This window comes from Acidianus manzaensis (genome assembly GCF_002116695.1).
GTDB classification, from domain to species: Archaea; Thermoproteota; Thermoprotei_A; order Sulfolobales; family Sulfolobaceae; genus Acidianus; species Acidianus manzaensis.
The window spans coordinates 1,356,331-1,373,155 of the sequence record NZ_CP020477.1 but is presented as its reverse complement, the minus strand read 5'-3'; the positions used below and the strand labels follow the sequence as shown (position 1 = coordinate 1,373,155).

Sequence of the window (16,825 nt, the reverse complement as noted above, 5' to 3'; positions counted from 1 at the left end):
TTAAATTAGGATGGTCTAGCGTTATTTCTTTTTTTCTCCTGAACTTCCACTCTCTCCGCTAGATTTTTTCTTCTTCGCCACTTTACATCTACAAAAATTTTTGTTATTTATGAATTATAAGGATTATGCATAATAATTTAGTTAAATGTTATACATTATTTTAAGGGTAAATCATTATTATTCTTTAATATTCTAGGAAAATATTAGATAGATTGTGTAGTTTATCATCATTAATTAATAAATATTATATAATTTTCTTTATATGTAGAACATAAAAAATTAATTTGTTTTTATGTCTATTAATGATATTCTCTATATAAAGAGAAGTTAAAATAAATTATATGATAATAACAGATTTAGAGAAAAATATCCTATTATCTAATAGATCATTGGGGTTATTAATATTTTTTAACGATCTGAGTGAAAGATCTATCATGGAAAGTTCATTAGTTCCTATCAAATATGTACTTGATTTTCCTATTAATTGTTGGAATGATGTAATATAAGGAAGAAATTGCTTTAGTATTTTGACGCTATAACATCCAAGTAGGGGTTGTGGATAGTCTAATATAGGCATAACTATATCAAAGTTTTTAGAACATATATAATCTGTCAGTTTCCTTGTGATAAACGGAAAATCGCATCCAGTTATGAATACTCTATCTTGAGAAACATAACTTAAAGCTTTTAGTACAGCATTTACAGGACCTTTACCACAGTCTATAACTTCAATTCCATTAGTTTTTCTATGTTTTCCAGTTACTATAATGGGTTTCTCAAAATTTTCTATAACTCTTTGTAGCATTGTCTTTCCATTAAATTCGAAATCACATTTATCACATCCAAATCTTCTTGATTCTCCTCCAGCTAATATTATAGTATCATAGTAAAAATCTCTGTGCGATGATTTTTTCACCTGGCTCATATTTTTTGCCTCTTTTGAAAACGGAAAACATGTTGGCTTTATAGATTTCACTATATAATCCTACTCCCCATCTTAATGGATATGCCTTTCCATTTTCTTCTTTAAGTAAATATGTAGAATCCATATTATGAGTTACTTCTATTCCTTCAGCTAGTGTTATTTCTTCAAATTTTCTAATTTCTGAGCCTAACATCTTTGAGATAATATGTAATCCATGCTCATGAAATACTGTTATAGCTGATACTATCTGTCCAGGTAAAACTAGCACTGGTTTATCTTCTATGATTCCTACTCCACCTCTTTTAAGAACATTTGTAGATACTCCTTCAAATATGATTTTACCCATTTTGCTAATACTTTTCTTTACATAGTCTTTTTCTCCCACTGATGAACCTCCTATGCTAATTACATAATCTGATGATTCTATACCATTTTTTAAGTGTCTCATAACGTCTTCTTCATTATCTTTTGCTACTCCTAAGTATTTCACTTGTCCAAATTTTGAAAGTAGTGGAATCAAAACGGGTGAAATCGAATCTTGAGTTTTAGAAATATCTCCAAAAGGAGAAAGCTCATCTCCATTAGCAAAGATTGAAAAATTAATATCTAGCACTTTGACTTTCGTTATTTTTTCATAAGATAGTATTCCTAGGTGATATGGAGTTATTATTTCTCCTTTTCTTAATATTATTTCTCCTTTTCTTATATCTTCGCCCTTCTCTCTAATATCTTTTCCTTTATGTACTTCAATGTTAGGAATTATATAATCTCCTTCTTCTTTTTTTACTCCTTCTATTCTTACTACAGCTTCAGCCCCTTTTGGTATAGGAGCACCAGTAGTTACGTAGTATGTTTCTCCATCTCTTATTTCTGGAATATCATTGCTAGAAGGGAAAAGTTTTCCTCTTATTTTTAGCTTTTTCTTATTATCAGATACTTTTATTGCATAACCATCCATGGCAGACAAATCTTTTTCTGGTATATCTTGAACTGAATAGATATCTTCAGCACAGATTTTTCCCACTGCATTAAGAAGATCTACTTCTATATTTTTTGGATTTTTAAATGAAGTTGAGTCTATTAAATTTCTAGCTTCGTCTAGAGGGATAAGCATCAAATATAATATTTGCAATTAGACTTTATATGGTCTGTGTATTTCAAATAATAGGAAAGAAGGATTCAGGTAAAACTACTATTATTCAGAAATTAATACCTAAACTTAAGGAACGTGGCTATATTGTAGGAGTGATTAAGCATTCTCATCATGTAATCGATGACGAGAATAAAGATACTTTCAAATTTAGAAAAGCTGGGAGCGACCTAGTATTTTTTTCTAGTAATGATTGTGCATTATTTTTCGATTGTGATAATATGAAGTTTATAAATTTATTACCAGTAGATATTCTTTTAATAGAAGGTTTCAAGGATTTAAATTTAGGTTATAAAATAGAAACGCATAGTATTAGCGATGTTGATAATATTGTTAGTGAAGTTTTAGATCGTGCTAAAGAATGTAAAGAACAAGTAAACATTGAAATAAACCATGCTAAAGCTGATAAAAATTTGATAACGCTTTTTATCTTTAAGCTTATGAAAGTGTATAATATAAAGGAGATAAAAATTGCTGATTGAAGGCTCAGAGATTATATCATTAGACTGTAATGCTACAGTAGAAGATGCAATATTTTTTATGTATAGAAATAATATTAGACGAATAGTAGTAGAATGTGATTCTAAAATTAGAGGAATATTTACTGTTGATGAAGCATTAAAAAGCATAATTTACAAATCCGAATCTAAACTGAAAGATATAGAGTTAAAGAAGCCAGTAATATCAGAATCTAATGACGTATATCAAATAGTCAAATTAATGCTAGAAAATTCTTCTGACTCAGTAATATATAAGAATAAAATAATAACTGAAAAAGATGTAGTTTTTAACTATAATTTTCCTGATAATCACAATAAAATATCATTAATTGCAAATCAATGTATAACAATAGAAGGTTATACTAATTTACTTACTGCAATAGAAATAATGATAAAGAACTCAATAAGACACCTACCAGTTATAGAAAAATCTTTGCTAGGCATGCTTTCTGCGAGAGATATAATATATCATTATTCACAGTCCTTAAATTTGGATGTAGCAGTAAGAGATGTGATGACGCCTTATTTAATTTACGTTAAACCTGATACTCCAATTATTACTGCATTAGAAATAATGAAAGAAAGAAAAATAGGTAGTATATACGTATCTGAGAATAAATTAGCTAGTTTAAGAGATTTTATAAAATATATTTTTACTATAATAAGAAGTAGTTAAATTATGTTAGATATATTTCAATGCCCAATAGACGGAAGTAGGATAAATGCTGATTTAGAATGTGAAAAAGGTCACAGATTTATCTATAACAGCGGAATTTATGATTTTGTTATAAAGGAAAATAAAGGAGAAGATATATTAGAAAGAGTTGCTCCTCTATATGAAAGTATTTGGGCACCTTTAGGTTTTTTTATTACTTCATTTCATAGTTATTCCAAATTATATGAGGATGCTGCAAGGTTTTTATCATCTAAAGTCTTTTTAGATGTAGGAACAGGACCAGGTAAGATATTCGATTATATAAAATGTGAGACATGTATTGGATTGGATATTTCCGTAAGATTTCTAACTATTTTAAAAAATAAAAGAGGAGGAAAAGTCATTCCTGTTAGAGGCGATGCATTATCTCTACCAATACTTAGTTCTTCGGTAGATAGTATATCTTCTTTCTTAACTTTACATATGTTAAGTAATCCCTCTTTAGGCATAAAGGAAATTTCTAGAGTACTTAAAAAAGGAGGAAAATGTGAAATTTTAGTTTTAGTCAAAAGTAACTATATTTCCAAATTACTCAGCAAATGGTGGAAATTAGATTTAAAACATAAAGATTACTATATTTCTTCTTTAAAGGAAAATGAGTTACATATAGTAGAAAATAAAGATTATGGACCTTGGAGTTTATTTAAATGTCAAAAATCTTAGATTGTAATTAACGATAAAGCAAATAATATAAATCCTAATCCCTCTATTACTTCTATGATTCTAAGCACAAATCCTTGCAGAGCAATTGCGTATATTGCTATATATAATCCCATTACTAATCCAAATATGAAGAAGAAATATAGATACATTCCACTATATTCACTTTTGCCTATGAAGAAGTAGGAGAATTTCTTATTACCTGTTATTCCATATGCAAATCTTTCGAATCCAATAAGTAAACCTACAAAATACAAGAAATAAGGATTAAAATATGCAATAGTACTGAATAGTAATTCACTTAAACTTAGTCTTATAGAGTATATTAGATAAATGGAGGATAATAATAATACTAATCCTAAGATTAAACTTATGTACCTATTACCTAATACTTTAACATCGGCCATTCCATTACACCTATATATTTTTCTCCCATATTAATATCTGCTAACTCACCTATAATAACTCCTCCTAGTGCACCCAATATTAATCCAGCTATTCCTCCTAAATTATACCCTATTCCTGCCCCTAATAATCCTCCAATAGTTTTGCCAAGATACTTATCATCAATCTCATATATTTTCGCGAAATCACTTCCACCTATTTTACCTTGTTTTTCGAAATAAAACGATGCTTCACTTATAGCTTCTTTAACTTCCGATATTTCATTACCTTTAAATAGAGTAGTATAATATTCCTGATTTTGTTGAGTTCGCTTAAATATAACTATAAAACCAAGTCTTCTTAACATCTTAGTAGAATCTTCACGTAAGTTCGCATTTACCTTAAAGATAACTTTATACATATATTAAATCTTTAAATTCGCATGTTTAATATTTTTGCTAGTCTTTTTTTCGAACCTAAACCTTATTTATTATATTAAATTATAATTTAATGAGACTGAAAATGGAGATTGAAGAGGAAGAAAATAAAAGATTTTTTGCGATAATTAAGGTAGAAAACATGGAATTGCCAGAATGTGTGGAAAAGACAAGATTACATTCACATATTTCTTCCGCAGTAGATGAAGCAATGGAGAATATAAAAATTTATCTCAAGAATCAAGGAATTGCAGGTAAATTCTTAACTAATATTCAGGTCTTCGCTAAAGAAGAAACTGTAATAAGATTAGTAGAAACTATTAAAGCTAAAATAAAAACATAAACACATGGAACTCTCCGAAGCCCTAGAAAATTATCTTAAAGAAATTTACGAATTGGAAACAACTAAAGGTTCAGCAAAAGTAACAGATCTTATACTTGCCTTTGAAGTATCTCCAGGTACTATAAGTAAAGCCTTAGAAAAGTTAGAACAACTTGGCCTTATCGATAGAAGCAATAGAAGACTTAAACTAACTGATGATGGAATAAAAATAGCAGAAAGGCTAGTAAAATCTCATAGATTATCTGAAAGATTACTTACTGATATAATAGGAGTGGATTGGATAAGAGCCCATGAATTAGCTCATAGATTAGAACATATTTGGCCTGATGACATTTTAGATAAAATAGATAAAATATTAGGATATCCTACTACTTGTCCTCATGGGCATCCCATACCTGGTAGAGAAATTGGTAAAGGCAGAATTTTATCGCAAGTTGAAGAAGGTGAATATAAAGTTATGATGATAATAAAAGAGGAAGAATGGATCTTAAGGTGCATGGAAAAATACGGAATAAAACCAGGAGAAAATATAATTCTGAAAAACAAAGAAAAAGATAAATTTATCATAGAAATAAAAGGTAAATCATACGAACTATCAAAAATACTAGCAGATGAGGTTATGGTTTATGACCGAACTTGATGAATTAATGCAAAAAATACTTATGCATATTTACAAATATGGTCCAGATAATCCATGGTATATGGCTAGAAGGCTAATGGGAGAAAGTGGTTGGGCTCCTAAATATAGCGAAGATGAGATTGATGCAAAATGTAGAAAACTAGAAGAAATGGGATATCTAATTAGATTTCAAGGTGCATTAAAAAAATCTGTTACATCTTCAGTAAAACCGTGGTTAAAAGTGAAAGCAAAAGAACTAGGTCATAAACCAAAAGGAATCTATTTTGATCTATCTAAAGAAGGTAGAAAAGTTGCTTCTCAGTTATATAAAGAATACAAAAGAAAAGAGGATAAAGAAAAAGAAAAAGCAAGTACACATAAAAAGAGATAAATAAAAATCTAAAATAAAGAATAGTATGGATATTGTAAGAAAAATTTTAGAATATTCAGATCCCTATGTAGCATTACAAAACAAAGTAGAATTAACAAAAAATAGCATTTTATTGAAACAATATAATTTTAAATACAATTTTTCAAAGCCTCTTCTCATAGCTGTAGGTAAAGCATCGTATAAAATGGCTAAATTCTTTTTGGAGAGAACTAATCCAGTAAACTATCTAATAGTTACTCCACATGGATCTAATCTGAATTTAGACAACGTAATAGAAGCTGGTCATCCTCAAATTGATGAGAATAGCATAAAAGCCGGTAAGACAGTAAAAGAATTATTATTAAGAGAAGATTATGATGTTTTATTTTTCCTATTATCTGGAGGTGCATCAGCTCTATTAGAAGATCCAGTAGTTACTTTAGACGAATATAAAAAAATTAATAAAGCATTAGTAGAATCGGGCTTAGATATAAAAGAAATAAATATAGTACGAAAACATTTATCAAATCTTAAAGGTGGAAGATTAGCTAAACTTTCTAAATCTCCAGTTATTTCATTAATAGTTAGTGATGTTCCAGGAGATGATTTAGGAAGTATCGGAAGTGGGCCTACTGCACCAGATAACTCCACAGTTGACGATGCTAAAAGAATTCTTGACTACATAGGATTTTCTTCCTATTCGCAATATTTAGTTGAGACACCAAAGCAAGTTAATTCAAAAAATTTCATTATACTAAATAATATGGATGTATTACAACAAATTTATAAGGATTTGCCTAATCCCATAATATTAACCTCAGAAGTTATTGGTGATGCAAGACAATTAGGAATTTTTATTGCATCAATATATAATTCTATAAAGAATTATTCAGTGCCTTTTTCAAAAGGTACTATAATAATTGGTGGAGAACCAGATGTAAAGATAGAGGGAAAATCAGGAAAAGGGGGAAGAAATGGCGAAGTAGCTCTTTCATTACTACAATATGCTCAAGGGAATTATGATTTCTATGCTATTGCAACTGATGGAATAGACGGAAATAGTGAATATGCAGGTTGTATAATAAATGGAGATATGCATATTCCAAAAAAGGAAATTGAAAATGCACTTCAAAATCATTCTAGTTATGAGCTTTTAGAGAAATATTCAGCAGTAGTAAAAACTGGATTAACATACACTAACGTAAATAACGTTTACATCTTAATAGTTTCTTGATGCCTTATCCTTTTTTGAAGCATTAATAATCCTTTAGCTATAGCTTCAGGTCTTATGGGACATCCAGGAACATACATATCCACTGGTATTCCAACTTCTGATGGCAAAACTGTATTATATGAGTTCCAGAATATTCCTCCTTCTAGGCTACATGCACCTATAGCCATAACATATTTAGGTTCTGGCATCTGTTCATAAACTATTCTTGCAGCTCTAGCCATTTTTCTAGTCATAGTTCCTTCAATAACTAAGATATTAGATTGACGGGAGGATGAGAATGGTAACATACCAAATCTTTCAGCATCAAATCTAGCTGCTGCGAATGAACCAAATTCAGTTCCGCAACAACTAGTAGTAAAATGTGGTGGCCATAAGGAAAATGCAGTACCCCAATCTCTAAGACTCTTAATTGGTTTTCTATTTATTAGCCACTTAGCAGCCTTTTGAGATGCTTCTTTAAGATTACCTGTTAAAATTAACTCATTATCTGAAGACATTTTATATCATGTTATACTTTTAATTCCCATTTATATAGATTTCATCATAATTCAGAGATCACCTCATTAATCATCGCTCATAATTTTATCAGATATGTTTTCCTCGTCATTTTTATATCGTTCAGAGGTTCTTCATCACTACCTTTAATACTTACTAAAAAAGGAATTAAAAATTAGCATGACTATAATCCTCAAAGTTGATCCTTTAAATCCTGAAATAGATAAAATACGCATAGCAGCAAAATATATAAAGGACGGTGGTACCGTTGTATTTCCGACAGAAACAGTATACGGATTAGGAGCGGATGCGTATAACCCTGAAGCAGCTTTAAAGGTATTTAAAGCTAAAAATAGGCCTGTAGATAATCCTTTAATAGTTCATATAGCAGACATTAATCAATTATATGATGTAGCTAAAGACATTCCAGACGTAGCTTTAGATATAGCACAAAAAGTATGGCCTGGTCCTTTAACGTTTGTCTTAAAGAAAACTGATAGAGTCCCAAAAGAAACAACTGGAGGATTAGATACAGTAGCAGTTAGAATGCCAGCACATCCTATAGCATTACAGTTAATAAGAGAAAGTGGAGTTCCTATAGGAGCTCCTAGTGCTAATTTAGCCACTAAGCCAAGCCCTACTAAAGCTGAGCATGTGATTCAAGATGTAAATGGTAGAGTAGACGTAATAATTGATGGTGGAGAAACATTTTTTGGTGTAGAATCAACAATAATTAATCTTACTCAAGATCCTCCAGTCTTACTTAGACCTGGTCCATTTACATTAGAAGAGTTACATAATTTCTTCCCAGAAATAGTGGTACCAGAAGAATTAATGAAAGGAGGATTTAAAGTAGCATTAGCTCCAGGTATGAAGTACAAACATTACGCTCCTTCTAAAAAATTATTGTTAGTCGAAAATCTATCAATATTTAATGATGTAGTAAAACTTTTGAGATCAAAATACAAGGTTGCGGTATTATGCACTACAGAAGATTTTGCTAACTTCGAAGAACCTAAGATAATACTAGGTAGTAGAGAAAACTTATACGAAATTGCAAAGAACCTTTTTGACTCTTTTAGAAAACTAGATACTCTTGATGTTGACTTAGGTGTTATGGAAGGAGTACCAGAAAAAGGAATTGGATTTGCTATTATGAATAGAGCTAGAAAAGCTGCTGGATTTTCCATAATAAAAGAATTAGACGATGTGAAAAAATATGTTGATATTTAAAATACCTAAAGTTACATCTACTCAAGATCTTGCAGAAGCTATGCATTCTCATTTGTTTTGCGATTATGTAGTAGTAGCTGAAGAGCAAACTAACGCAAGAGGAAGATACAGGAGAGCATGGTATTCGCCAAAAGGTGGATTATGGTTAACATATGTAAAAATAAAATTTAACTTAGAATCAATTGGAATGTCTACATTTAAGGTAGGCTTAGCGGTAAGAGATGCACTATCAAAATATGTAAATTCCGAAATAAGATGGCCTAATGACGTTGTTGTTAATGATAAGAAAATATCTGGAATACTATTGGAAGGAATTTCTAATCAAAGCAATTCTCTATTTATAGGAATAGGAGTAAATACTAATGTAAAAAGTTTTCCTCAAGACATATATGGAACTTCAGTATATTTAGAGACTAATAAAGAAATCAATAATGATGAATTACTTACTGAAATAATAACTTTAATAGATAAATATTTAAATATAGATGATAATGAAACAATAGAATTATTAAATAAATATTCTAGTATAAAAGATAGACAAGTAAAGATAACTACAAAAGATAACGAAGTAAAAGTATGTAATTCCATGTTTATTGATAAATATGGTAGACTAGTAACAGATTGCGGAATATTTGAAGTAGAAGATATATTAAGATTGGAGACGCAATAGTGCTTCCCATATCGATTCTAGATACGATGGATGAGGTATAATTAAATCTAGAGCTTCTTCTATATTTACATTAAACGTCATTAATGAGGCTATAGTAGTTATTATTTCTTCTGCATCGTGAGAAAAAGCCTCAGCACCTATTATCTTGTTATTTTGCTTGCAAACTTTTAGGAATCCATCTGTACTTTTTTCTGTTATTGCTCTACCTATTTCAGCCATATTGACTTTAACACAAGTCCCTTCGATTTTTCCTACATAGGCTATTTGAGGTTCAGTATAGATTACTTTTGGTACATTTTGAGAATTATAGATCTTTTTAATGCCTATTGCGTTTAAGCCAGCTATATAACCTTTATGAATAGCTTCATGAGCTGTAAATGATCCAGTTATATCTCCTGCTGCATATATATTTCTTACACCTGTATACATTCTTTCATCTACTTTTATCCATTTTTCATGCGGTAGTTCTTCAAATCCTTTAATATTTGCATTTCTACCAAAAGTATATAGAATAATATCTGTATTTACTTCATTTTCATTTATATAGATTTTATTATTTTCTATTTTTGCTTCAGAATTCAAATATAACTTAACTCCTATTTTAGAGAAAAATGAAGTAATCGATTTTTTCATATCATCGTCCAAATATGGCATGAGATAGTTAGATTTTTCAACTATGGATACTTCCTTTCCTGCCATATGTAAGAGCCAAGCATATTCTAGTCCACCGGCTCCACCTCCTATAACAACTACTTTATTAAAATCTCTATCTAAGTAAGGTAAATCATCAGAAGCTAATGTGCCTTTAACTTCTGGTTTTGATGTCCCTGTAGCTACTATAATTGCATCTGAGTGAATACTTTGATTATTAGCATTTACTTCTCCAGATCGTAATTCTGCAGAAGCATGTATAACTTCTACTCCATTATTCTCTAGCATGTATTCTGCTCCTTTTGACAATCTATTTATTGCGTTTTTAGCAAATTTTTGTACTTCAAGAAAATTAAATGATATGTTCTTATTTAATTTACTTAACGAGTATGAAAGACTTAATGGATGTATCATTGCTTTTGATGGAATACAACCATAAAGAACGCAAGTACCTCCTAATTTTTCATTTTTTTCTATTAATGTTACTTTAGCCTTTTTTGATGCTGCCAAAGCTGCATATAAACCTGCAGGACCTGACCCAATTACTGTAATATTCATAAATATGTTAAGAATGAAGAAATAAAAATTATTTTCTATTTTACTTTACTACTATTACTGGAACTTTTGCTTCTTGTACTATTCTAGTGGAAACACTACCTAAGAATATTCTTTTTAAAGTTGATAATCCTCTACTACCAGTAACTATTAAGTCTACATTATTTTTATTAGTATATTCTAATATCGCTGTTGCAGGATCACCTTCTAATACTACACCTTCAGCGTCTATTCCTTTATCCTTAGCTGCTTTTTTAGCATCTTCTATGTCAGCTTTAGCTCTATTATATATGCTTTCTATGACGTCTGATGGAACTGGAGCTAATCCTGCACCAGCAAATACCGAAGAATCTACTACTTCTATTACATCTAATTTTGCTTCATACTTTTTTGCTAAGTCTATTGCTATATCTAGAGCCTTTTTTGCGTGAGAAGAACCATCATAAGCTACGAGTATATGCTTAAACATGTTCTTTCATTTTCTATGAAGGAATTCTATATTTAAATTTTATGTAGTGCTAATTTATGTACTTTATATTAAATTAAATTGTGAAAGTTTGAAAACATCTATAATGGTAAAATATATAAGGCATAATTTGTAATGAAAGATATGAATCTAAATCCATTAATTGCTATTGACGTCAACTCTAATATTGACTATCTAACTTTGTTTAAGTTCATTTCATCGCTAAAAAGGAAATTCAAAAACATAGATATAGCTTTTGTGATAGGAGACGGAAGTATAATAAAAGTAGGTAAGGATGAAGTATTTAGAATATCTGATTCGTTTTCAGTTATAGAGCTAATGAAGAATTTTAAAACAATTATAGATGATGAAAGAAAAAAGCAAAAATTCAATATTAATAATCTATTAAAATTAAAGAAAGAGTTACATAGATCTGTAATGATAATAGTTAGTGATAAGAAGATAAATAGTTCTGACGAAATCATATTTACTTTCGATGGCAAAAAGATAAGACTGTTGAAGGGAAATTGAATCTAAAAATATGTCGTTATGGTTCAACTCTAGGTATTTCTAATGGAAAAACTAATATTATTCTAGAAAATGGCAAGATTATAGAAGAAGAAAAACTAGAAAATTGTGTAGATTTACCTTTTTTAATAAATGATCAATTTTTAGTTTTTGGTAAAGACTTGCTAATTCCTCTTATATTTAAAGATGAGAAAACTATCTTATCAAGAATTCTTTTCATAGTATTAGGAAAAACGAATCACGAGCTTTTCTATTACAAGAATACTTCTATTTTTATAGATGAAAAATTATTAGATATAAAGTTTGATAAATTACATAGGTCTTATTCAAAAATATGTGGCAATTACGGTAGTACTAAGTTAGTTTATTGTATTACAAATTATAGCATATCTATATTATCTCCTTGTAAAAAAGAAGGAGAAGAAGCCTTAATTAGTTTGAAAAAATTTATCTCACTACTCTCTGAAATTAATAATTCTATCTGACCAAAATAGTCTAAAGAATATTAACGCTGATATAATAACTGGTATTTCTAGAATTAATATAGAATATGATAATCCTATCAGTTGGGAAAGATATCCTACTATTGCTGGAATTGTTGTAAATAATATATTATTATACGCTAAGAAGTAAGAATTCACAGCATTTCTTTCTTCTTGAGTTGTAGATCTCGCTATCATTATAGTTGACATAGGAAATATCGAACCATGAGGTATTCCTAAAAGCGCCATAGATACTAAAAATATAATTACTGTGGGTGCGAATGTCATTCCTACTACTCCAAATATAGTGATAAGTATTGAAACAAGTAATGGCATTCTTAATGAGTTAAAAGGTCTTATTGTCATAAAAGTTCTAGTTAGGAAAGACAGTGCAAAGAAAGGTATGTATGCTGAATATGCAACAGCTGGAGATAAATGGAACTTTTCTATACCATATATAGTTAGAAATGCAGTAAAAGCTGCAAATGGTACATTATAAGTCGTTATTGATAGAATAGATGATATAAATCCTTTAGATTTTAAAACTGAAATTCCACGCTCTTCCTTCTTTACATCTGGAAATTTCATTGTCCATGATAGTGCAAAGCCTAATAATGCTATAGGTATGAAAAATAAAAATACGTCTCTATAATCTTTTCCAGTAACGTACAAAATATAGCTTTCAAGTGATGGACCTAAAATTAAGCTAATACTTAGGCTTGTTGAATAAAGACCTAATAGTCTTTCAGCTGTTTTCTTATCATTACTAAGAGATGCAGAAGTTATTAAATTAGGTAAAATTAATCCGAAAGAAATACCACTTACTACTGTTATTATCCATAATAAATCTATATTGCTTAAATAATATCCTACTAGTGTTAATGCAATTATAGCGTTAGCAATTATGAACATCTTTCTTCTTATAGCTGGGTTAAACTTTGGATTTAAGTAAGACGTAGAAATGAAGGTAGCTATGTATATTAATGAATCTAAAGCTCCAGCAATTAGGTTATTAAAATTAAAAACATATTTTCCTAAATCAGGTAGTGTAGTAACTACCATATTATTTGTAGCTCTACTTGCTATTGTGAGTAAAGATAATGTTATTGCCAAATATAAGAAATTCTTCTGGGTACTCATGGCAAGGAATGTATAGAAACTATATAGTTTAAAAAACTTTCTACAAATTTAAATAACTATATAAATGTTTTAATTTCTTATGTAGAAAAAATGCGATAAAATATTAGGTATGAAAATATTAGATATCTAACTTATATCTACATAATTATTATTTTCAGTAATATTTATATTTTTTAGTATTTCTTTTACCGCATTTCTGAGCATTGTCTCTGCTTCTGACTGCCTAATGCTTAACATATAAGAAATATGAGACCAACTTTTCCCTTGAAACGTTCTACCAAATAGAACCGAGAGTTGTTTAATGTCAATTTTATTATTATTTTCGTAAAAATATTTTAACGCTAATTTATGGATTGCATCAGAAGCTGAATTGTAAGCAATATATCCATCAAGATATGCTTGAATTCTAGATATACATATATCATTTAGTTCTATAACTTTCTTTGAATTTATAGATAATATAATTTTTACTAATATTTCAGGATTAACATTAAAGTATACTTGATGAGAAGAAAGAAGAATTTTGTCTTTCAATAAAGGAGATAATACACTAATGTATTTTTCGGCATTCTCACTTAATGCTTTCATTACTATTATTGAATATCCTCCTAGACCTTCATTCTTTATGGAGGAAAGATAGACTGGGATATACTTATTTTTCAACCAGAAATTTAATACGTTAAGATCTGCTACAAAAGATGATCCTATCCAATCTAGCTTTTCTTCTTTTGCTATTTTCTCTATTTCAGAAAGTAAATTTGAACCTAAACCTTTTCCTTGCAATTCTGGAATAACAGCAATTCTCATTATTCTCCAACCTTTAAGAAATCCAAAATTTCTTATTCTCATGTATTTAATTATTCTATGAGGTATTAGATTACCCTCATTCTCATTTCCATACAATATTTTTGAAATACTCTCGTTATCAAGAGTACCTTCTTCAATGATTTCTGCTATAGCATTATAATTCAATGTAAAAATTTTTTGAAACGCCATATCACCGAGAAACATTAAATCATCAGGAGAATTTCTGTAGTGAGCAGTTACAAGAATACCATAAATTTGCCTGAGTAACTTATCGCTATTAAAAATGTCTTCTTGACTTATTTCCATAAACTTATTCTCATTATCAAATTTTTCAGGTTCAGCATCTAGCAAAAATACATCATAGATAAATTTTTCTACTGGATCTCCTTTTGCATATCTAATAGGATATTCTAATTTTACTATCTGAGAGTCTTTTAACGAGTTAATATACTTCAAAAATGCTTTTCCAGACCCTTCATAACCATGAATTGTACTAATCAAGATAATCTTTTCCCACTTATTGTTTATGTATGATAAAAGTTCTAGTCCTAAGGCTGATGCTTCATCTACTACTATTAAATCGCCATCAGCATCTTTAGCAAGATCTGGAGCAGTCCATCTTATGTTAACTTCTTCAGCAGAGATTTTCATAATTTTTCCTTCTTTAGATATTTTAGTTTTATATTTAATATTTAGACGTTTTAGCCCCAATAGGAGAAAATCTATAATCGAGGTAGCAGAATAGTAAGATGGAGAAGTTAAAATAATATTTGTAGGATTATTTTTCATCTTTTTAATTAAATAGGCTAAAGCTAATCCTACGCCAGCACTTTTACCTCTTCCTCTAGATGCAGTTACAATAAAAACTCTTTTACCTTTTTCAAGTATGAAATCTGCTTCATGAATAAGTTTTATTTGATCATTTGATGCTGAAATTTGATACAATGCTCTTGGAATTTTGCCATCATAAGGATTTTTGCGTTGCTTTGATATTTCTGATGGTGAATAAGGTTTAAAATATATATTATTATCATCTATTGAAATTATTCCTCTATGTTCTTTAATTTTCCTAAAAAATCTTTCTTCAAATAAGTTCTTGACTATATTATTTCTAGTAAGAGATTTTTTGTATAATTTATTTGAATAAAGCGAATTAGTGTATAGTACTATTAACCCTCCACCTTTTGTTAAATCAACTAATCTTGAAATATAATTAGGTCTGAAATCATCAACAGAGTCCAATATAGTCAAATCAAAACTTTCTCCTAGATATCTTTCTGAAGATGAGTAATCTATATCAGTTACATTGCTCAAGTTAAGAGATTCTTTTATCTTATTAAATCTCTGTTTACTTTCACTTAACCAAGGATGAAATGCATAAGCAGTTTTAGGATTACTATTTACATTAAGAAAAGCTTTAATCAGGCTTATAGTATTGTCTAAATAGTTTTCTCCCTGAATTATAGCTAAATGTCTAAAATTATAATCTTTTGCTTGCCGGAAATATTCAATCAAATAATCAAATTTCATATATTGGTTTTTCTCCTCTTAACGCTAATAAAAGGTTCTTTACAGCAATTTCAGCCATTTTATCTCTAGTCTCTACAGTTGCACTACCTAAATGCGGAGTTAATACTACATTATCAAAGTTAAATAATTCACTAGTTATTACCGGTTCATGTTCAAAGACATCTAATGCTGCTCCTCCAATCCACTTATTCTTTAGAGCATTTATTAGGGCTTTTTCGTCAATTACTGCTCCTCTAGATGCGTTAATAAGAAATGCGGTAGGTTTCATTTTTCTTAACCTATCTTCATTAATCAGATGATAAGTACTATCATTAAGGTCAACAGCTATTACTACAAAATCAGAATTACTAAGTAAATTATCTAACTCTACGAATTCTGCATCAACATCAGTATGGGGTTTTCTACTATTGTAAATTATTTTCATATCAAATCCCTTAGCTCTCTTAACTATAGCCTTACCTATTCTTCCCATTCCAATAATACCTAGTGTTTTATGATTTACTTCTCTACCTAGCATAAACGTAGGATACCATGGAGTATCCCATTTTCCTGCCCTTATTATTTTATCACCTTCTACAATTCTTCTAGAAACAGCTATAAGAAGTCCAAAGATTAAATCAGCAGTAGCATCAGTTAATACTTCTGGGGTATAAGTCACAGTAATTCCTTTAGATTTAGCATACTTAACGTCTATATGGTCATATCCAACACTATAGGTGCTTATTACTTTCAATTTATTTGCTTTATCGATAATTTCTTTGTCCACTTTTTCAGTTAAGGTAACTAATATACCATCTTTATCTTTGATATTATCTATTATCCATTCTTTTGTCGGAGGAATATTTTTCTCCCACAAAGTTATATTACAGTAATTAGATAAATAATTTAGCCAATTACCAGGCAATTGCTTTGTTACTAAAACATTATACAT

General features: G+C 29.4%; 21 protein-coding genes. 11 read left to right on the top strand and 10 right to left on the bottom strand.

Features of this window, described 5'->3' with window-relative positions; translation table 11 throughout:
• Positions 1–337: 337 nt before the first annotated feature.
• Together B6F84_RS06455 and B6F84_RS06450 are read right to left on the bottom strand one after the other, a co-directional pair.
• Positions 338–925, bottom strand: a complete 588-nt coding sequence (locus B6F84_RS06455; RefSeq protein WP_148691491.1) for a molybdenum cofactor guanylyltransferase — start codon at positions 923–925, stop codon at positions 338–340.
• Complete coding sequence (locus B6F84_RS06450) at positions 882–2,042, bottom strand: molybdopterin molybdotransferase MoeA (protein WP_187152648.1); 1,161 nt, start codon at positions 2,040–2,042, stop codon at positions 882–884. Before B6F84_RS06450 ends, B6F84_RS06455 begins: the two co-directional genes overlap by 44 nt.
• 26 nt (positions 2,043–2,068) lie before the next feature.
• Between B6F84_RS06450 and mobB the strand changes: the two genes are divergently transcribed.
• Genes mobB through B6F84_RS06435 form a run of 3 tightly spaced genes read left to right on the top strand, consistent with a single transcriptional unit; the run spans position 2,069 to position 3,953 of the window.
• Positions 2,069–2,557 (top strand): molybdopterin-guanine dinucleotide biosynthesis protein B, encoded by a 489-nt coding sequence (mobB, locus tag B6F84_RS06445; protein ID WP_148691489.1) that lies wholly within the window; start codon positions 2,069–2,071, stop codon positions 2,555–2,557.
• Entirely contained in the window at positions 2,547–3,251 is a 705-nt protein-coding gene (locus tag B6F84_RS06440) for a CBS domain-containing protein (protein WP_148691488.1), read from the top strand. Before mobB ends, B6F84_RS06440 begins: the two co-directional genes overlap by 11 nt.
• Before the next feature lie 3 nt (positions 3,252–3,254).
• The gene (locus B6F84_RS06435) at positions 3,255–3,953 is read left to right on the top strand and encodes a class I SAM-dependent methyltransferase (protein WP_148691487.1); all 699 of its coding nucleotides are present in this window, start codon (positions 3,255–3,257) and stop codon (positions 3,951–3,953) included.
• On the opposite strand, the gene B6F84_RS06430 is transcribed toward B6F84_RS06435, so the two are convergent.
• Both B6F84_RS06430 and B6F84_RS06425 read right to left on the bottom strand, forming a co-directional pair.
• Complete coding sequence (locus B6F84_RS06430) at positions 3,950–4,357, bottom strand: hypothetical protein (RefSeq protein WP_148691486.1); 408 nt, start codon at positions 4,355–4,357, stop codon at positions 3,950–3,952. The genes B6F84_RS06435 and B6F84_RS06430 overlap by 4 nt on opposite strands.
• A complete protein-coding gene (locus tag B6F84_RS06425; RefSeq protein WP_148691485.1) occupies positions 4,336–4,755 on the bottom strand; it encodes a hypothetical protein in 420 nt (139 codons plus the stop codon). Before B6F84_RS06425 ends, B6F84_RS06430 begins: the two co-directional genes overlap by 22 nt.
• Before the next feature lie 101 nt (positions 4,756–4,856).
• Between B6F84_RS06425 and B6F84_RS06420 the strand changes: the two genes are divergently transcribed.
• From B6F84_RS06420 to B6F84_RS06405, 4 genes are read left to right on the top strand one after another with little or no spacing between them, the layout of a single operon-like run.
• The gene (locus B6F84_RS06420) at positions 4,857–5,114 is read left to right on the top strand and encodes a hypothetical protein (RefSeq protein WP_148691484.1); all 258 of its coding nucleotides are present in this window, start codon (positions 4,857–4,859) and stop codon (positions 5,112–5,114) included.
• Between the two features lie 4 nt (positions 5,115–5,118).
• Entirely contained in the window at positions 5,119–5,754 is a 636-nt protein-coding gene (locus B6F84_RS06415; RefSeq protein WP_148691483.1) for a metal-dependent transcriptional regulator, read from the top strand.
• Positions 5,741–6,124 (top strand): hypothetical protein, encoded by a 384-nt coding sequence (locus tag B6F84_RS06410; protein WP_148691482.1) that lies wholly within the window; start codon positions 5,741–5,743, stop codon positions 6,122–6,124. Before B6F84_RS06415 ends, B6F84_RS06410 begins: the two co-directional genes overlap by 14 nt.
• Before the next feature lie 25 nt (positions 6,125–6,149).
• Positions 6,150–7,337: a glycerate 2-kinase gene (locus tag B6F84_RS06405; RefSeq protein ID WP_148691481.1), complete on the top strand. Its 1,188-nt coding sequence runs from the start codon at positions 6,150–6,152 to the stop codon at positions 7,335–7,337.
• Here B6F84_RS06405 and B6F84_RS06400 read toward each other — a convergent pair.
• Positions 7,316–7,834, bottom strand: a complete 519-nt coding sequence (locus B6F84_RS06400) for an NADH-quinone oxidoreductase subunit B (RefSeq protein ID WP_148691480.1) — start codon at positions 7,832–7,834, stop codon at positions 7,316–7,318. The genes B6F84_RS06405 and B6F84_RS06400 overlap by 22 nt on opposite strands.
• A gap of 178 nt (positions 7,835–8,012) precedes the next feature.
• On the opposite strand from B6F84_RS06400, the gene B6F84_RS06395 reads away from it, so the two are divergent.
• Both B6F84_RS06395 and B6F84_RS06390 read left to right on the top strand, forming a co-directional pair.
• Positions 8,013–9,065 carry an L-threonylcarbamoyladenylate synthase gene (locus tag B6F84_RS06395; protein ID WP_148691479.1) on the top strand — a complete coding sequence of 351 codons (1,053 nt, stop codon included), beginning with the start codon at positions 8,013–8,015 and terminating at the stop codon, positions 9,063–9,065.
• Positions 9,052–9,735 (top strand): biotin--[acetyl-CoA-carboxylase] ligase, encoded by a 684-nt coding sequence (locus B6F84_RS06390; protein WP_148691478.1) that lies wholly within the window; start codon positions 9,052–9,054, stop codon positions 9,733–9,735. The genes B6F84_RS06395 and B6F84_RS06390 overlap by 14 nt, the downstream gene beginning before the upstream one ends.
• On the opposite strand, the gene B6F84_RS06385 is transcribed toward B6F84_RS06390, so the two are convergent.
• Positions 9,715–10,944 carry an FAD-dependent oxidoreductase gene (locus B6F84_RS06385; RefSeq protein WP_148691477.1) on the bottom strand — a complete coding sequence of 410 codons (1,230 nt, stop codon included), beginning with the start codon at positions 10,942–10,944 and terminating at the stop codon, positions 9,715–9,717. The two genes, B6F84_RS06390 and B6F84_RS06385, sit on opposite strands and share 21 nt — an antisense overlap.
• Before the next feature lie 40 nt (positions 10,945–10,984).
• Entirely contained in the window at positions 10,985–11,410 is a 426-nt protein-coding gene (locus tag B6F84_RS06380; RefSeq protein ID WP_148691476.1) for a universal stress protein, read from the bottom strand.
• Positions 11,411–11,551: 141 nt separating this feature from the next.
• Here B6F84_RS06380 and B6F84_RS06375 point away from each other — a divergent pair, with 141 nt between their 5' ends.
• Together B6F84_RS06375 and B6F84_RS06370 are read left to right on the top strand one after the other, a co-directional pair.
• Entirely contained in the window at positions 11,552–11,938 is a 387-nt protein-coding gene (locus B6F84_RS06375; protein WP_148691475.1) for a hypothetical protein, read from the top strand.
• Entirely contained in the window at positions 11,935–12,420 is a 486-nt protein-coding gene (locus B6F84_RS06370; protein WP_148691474.1) for a hypothetical protein, read from the top strand. Before B6F84_RS06375 ends, B6F84_RS06370 begins: the two co-directional genes overlap by 4 nt.
• Here B6F84_RS06370 and B6F84_RS06365 read toward each other — a convergent pair.
• The 3 genes from B6F84_RS06365 to B6F84_RS06355 all read right to left on the bottom strand — a co-directional run bounded on the left by B6F84_RS06365 (position 12,391) and on the right by B6F84_RS06355 (position 16,825).
• Positions 12,391–13,557 (bottom strand): MFS transporter, encoded by a 1,167-nt coding sequence (locus B6F84_RS06365; RefSeq protein ID WP_148691473.1) that lies wholly within the window; start codon positions 13,555–13,557, stop codon positions 12,391–12,393. The genes B6F84_RS06370 and B6F84_RS06365 overlap by 30 nt on opposite strands.
• A gap of 126 nt (positions 13,558–13,683) precedes the next feature.
• Entirely contained in the window at positions 13,684–15,894 is a 2,211-nt protein-coding gene (locus B6F84_RS06360) for a tRNA(Met) cytidine acetyltransferase TmcA (RefSeq protein WP_148691472.1), read from the bottom strand.
• Positions 15,884–16,825: a 2-hydroxyacid dehydrogenase gene (locus tag B6F84_RS06355; protein WP_148691471.1), complete on the bottom strand. Its 942-nt coding sequence runs from the start codon at positions 16,823–16,825 to the stop codon at positions 15,884–15,886. Before B6F84_RS06355 ends, B6F84_RS06360 begins: the two co-directional genes overlap by 11 nt.

Bases quoted from the DNA above. Each gene is read 5' to 3' on its own strand.
- B6F84_RS06455 (WP_148691491.1), bottom strand. From the start codon at position 925: ATGAGCCAGGTGAAAAAATCATCGCACAGAGATTTTTACTATGATACT.
- mobB (WP_148691489.1), top strand. From the start codon at position 2,069: ATGGTCTGTGTATTTCAAATAATAGGAAAGAAGGATTCAGGTAAAACT.
- B6F84_RS06435 (WP_148691487.1), top strand. From the start codon at position 3,255: ATGTTAGATATATTTCAATGCCCAATAGACGGAAGTAGGATAAATGCT.
- B6F84_RS06430 (WP_148691486.1), bottom strand. From the start codon at position 4,357: ATGGCCGATGTTAAAGTATTAGGTAATAGGTACATAAGTTTAATCTTA.
- B6F84_RS06425 (WP_148691485.1), bottom strand. From the start codon at position 4,755: ATGTATAAAGTTATCTTTAAGGTAAATGCGAACTTACGTGAAGATTCT.
- B6F84_RS06420 (WP_148691484.1), top strand. From the start codon at position 4,857: ATGGAGATTGAAGAGGAAGAAAATAAAAGATTTTTTGCGATAATTAAG.
- B6F84_RS06415 (WP_148691483.1), top strand. From the start codon at position 5,119: ATGGAACTCTCCGAAGCCCTAGAAAATTATCTTAAAGAAATTTACGAA.
- B6F84_RS06410 (WP_148691482.1), top strand. From the start codon at position 5,741: ATGACCGAACTTGATGAATTAATGCAAAAAATACTTATGCATATTTAC.
- B6F84_RS06405 (WP_148691481.1), top strand. From the start codon at position 6,150: ATGGATATTGTAAGAAAAATTTTAGAATATTCAGATCCCTATGTAGCA.
- B6F84_RS06400 (WP_148691480.1), bottom strand. From the start codon at position 7,834: ATGTCTTCAGATAATGAGTTAATTTTAACAGGTAATCTTAAAGAAGCA.
- B6F84_RS06395 (WP_148691479.1), top strand. From the start codon at position 8,013: ATGACTATAATCCTCAAAGTTGATCCTTTAAATCCTGAAATAGATAAA.
- B6F84_RS06390 (WP_148691478.1), top strand. From the start codon at position 9,052: ATGTTGATATTTAAAATACCTAAAGTTACATCTACTCAAGATCTTGCA.
- B6F84_RS06385 (WP_148691477.1), bottom strand. From the start codon at position 10,944: ATGAATATTACAGTAATTGGGTCAGGTCCTGCAGGTTTATATGCAGCT.
- B6F84_RS06380 (WP_148691476.1), bottom strand. From the start codon at position 11,410: ATGTTTAAGCATATACTCGTAGCTTATGATGGTTCTTCTCACGCAAAA.
- B6F84_RS06375 (WP_148691475.1), top strand. From the start codon at position 11,552: ATGAATCTAAATCCATTAATTGCTATTGACGTCAACTCTAATATTGAC.
- B6F84_RS06365 (WP_148691473.1), bottom strand. From the start codon at position 13,557: ATGAGTACCCAGAAGAATTTCTTATATTTGGCAATAACATTATCTTTA.
- B6F84_RS06360 (WP_148691472.1), bottom strand. From the start codon at position 15,894: ATGAAATTTGATTATTTGATTGAATATTTCCGGCAAGCAAAAGATTAT.
- B6F84_RS06355 (WP_148691471.1), bottom strand. From the start codon at position 16,825: ATGTATAATGTTTTAGTAACAAAGCAATTGCCTGGTAATTGGCTAAAT.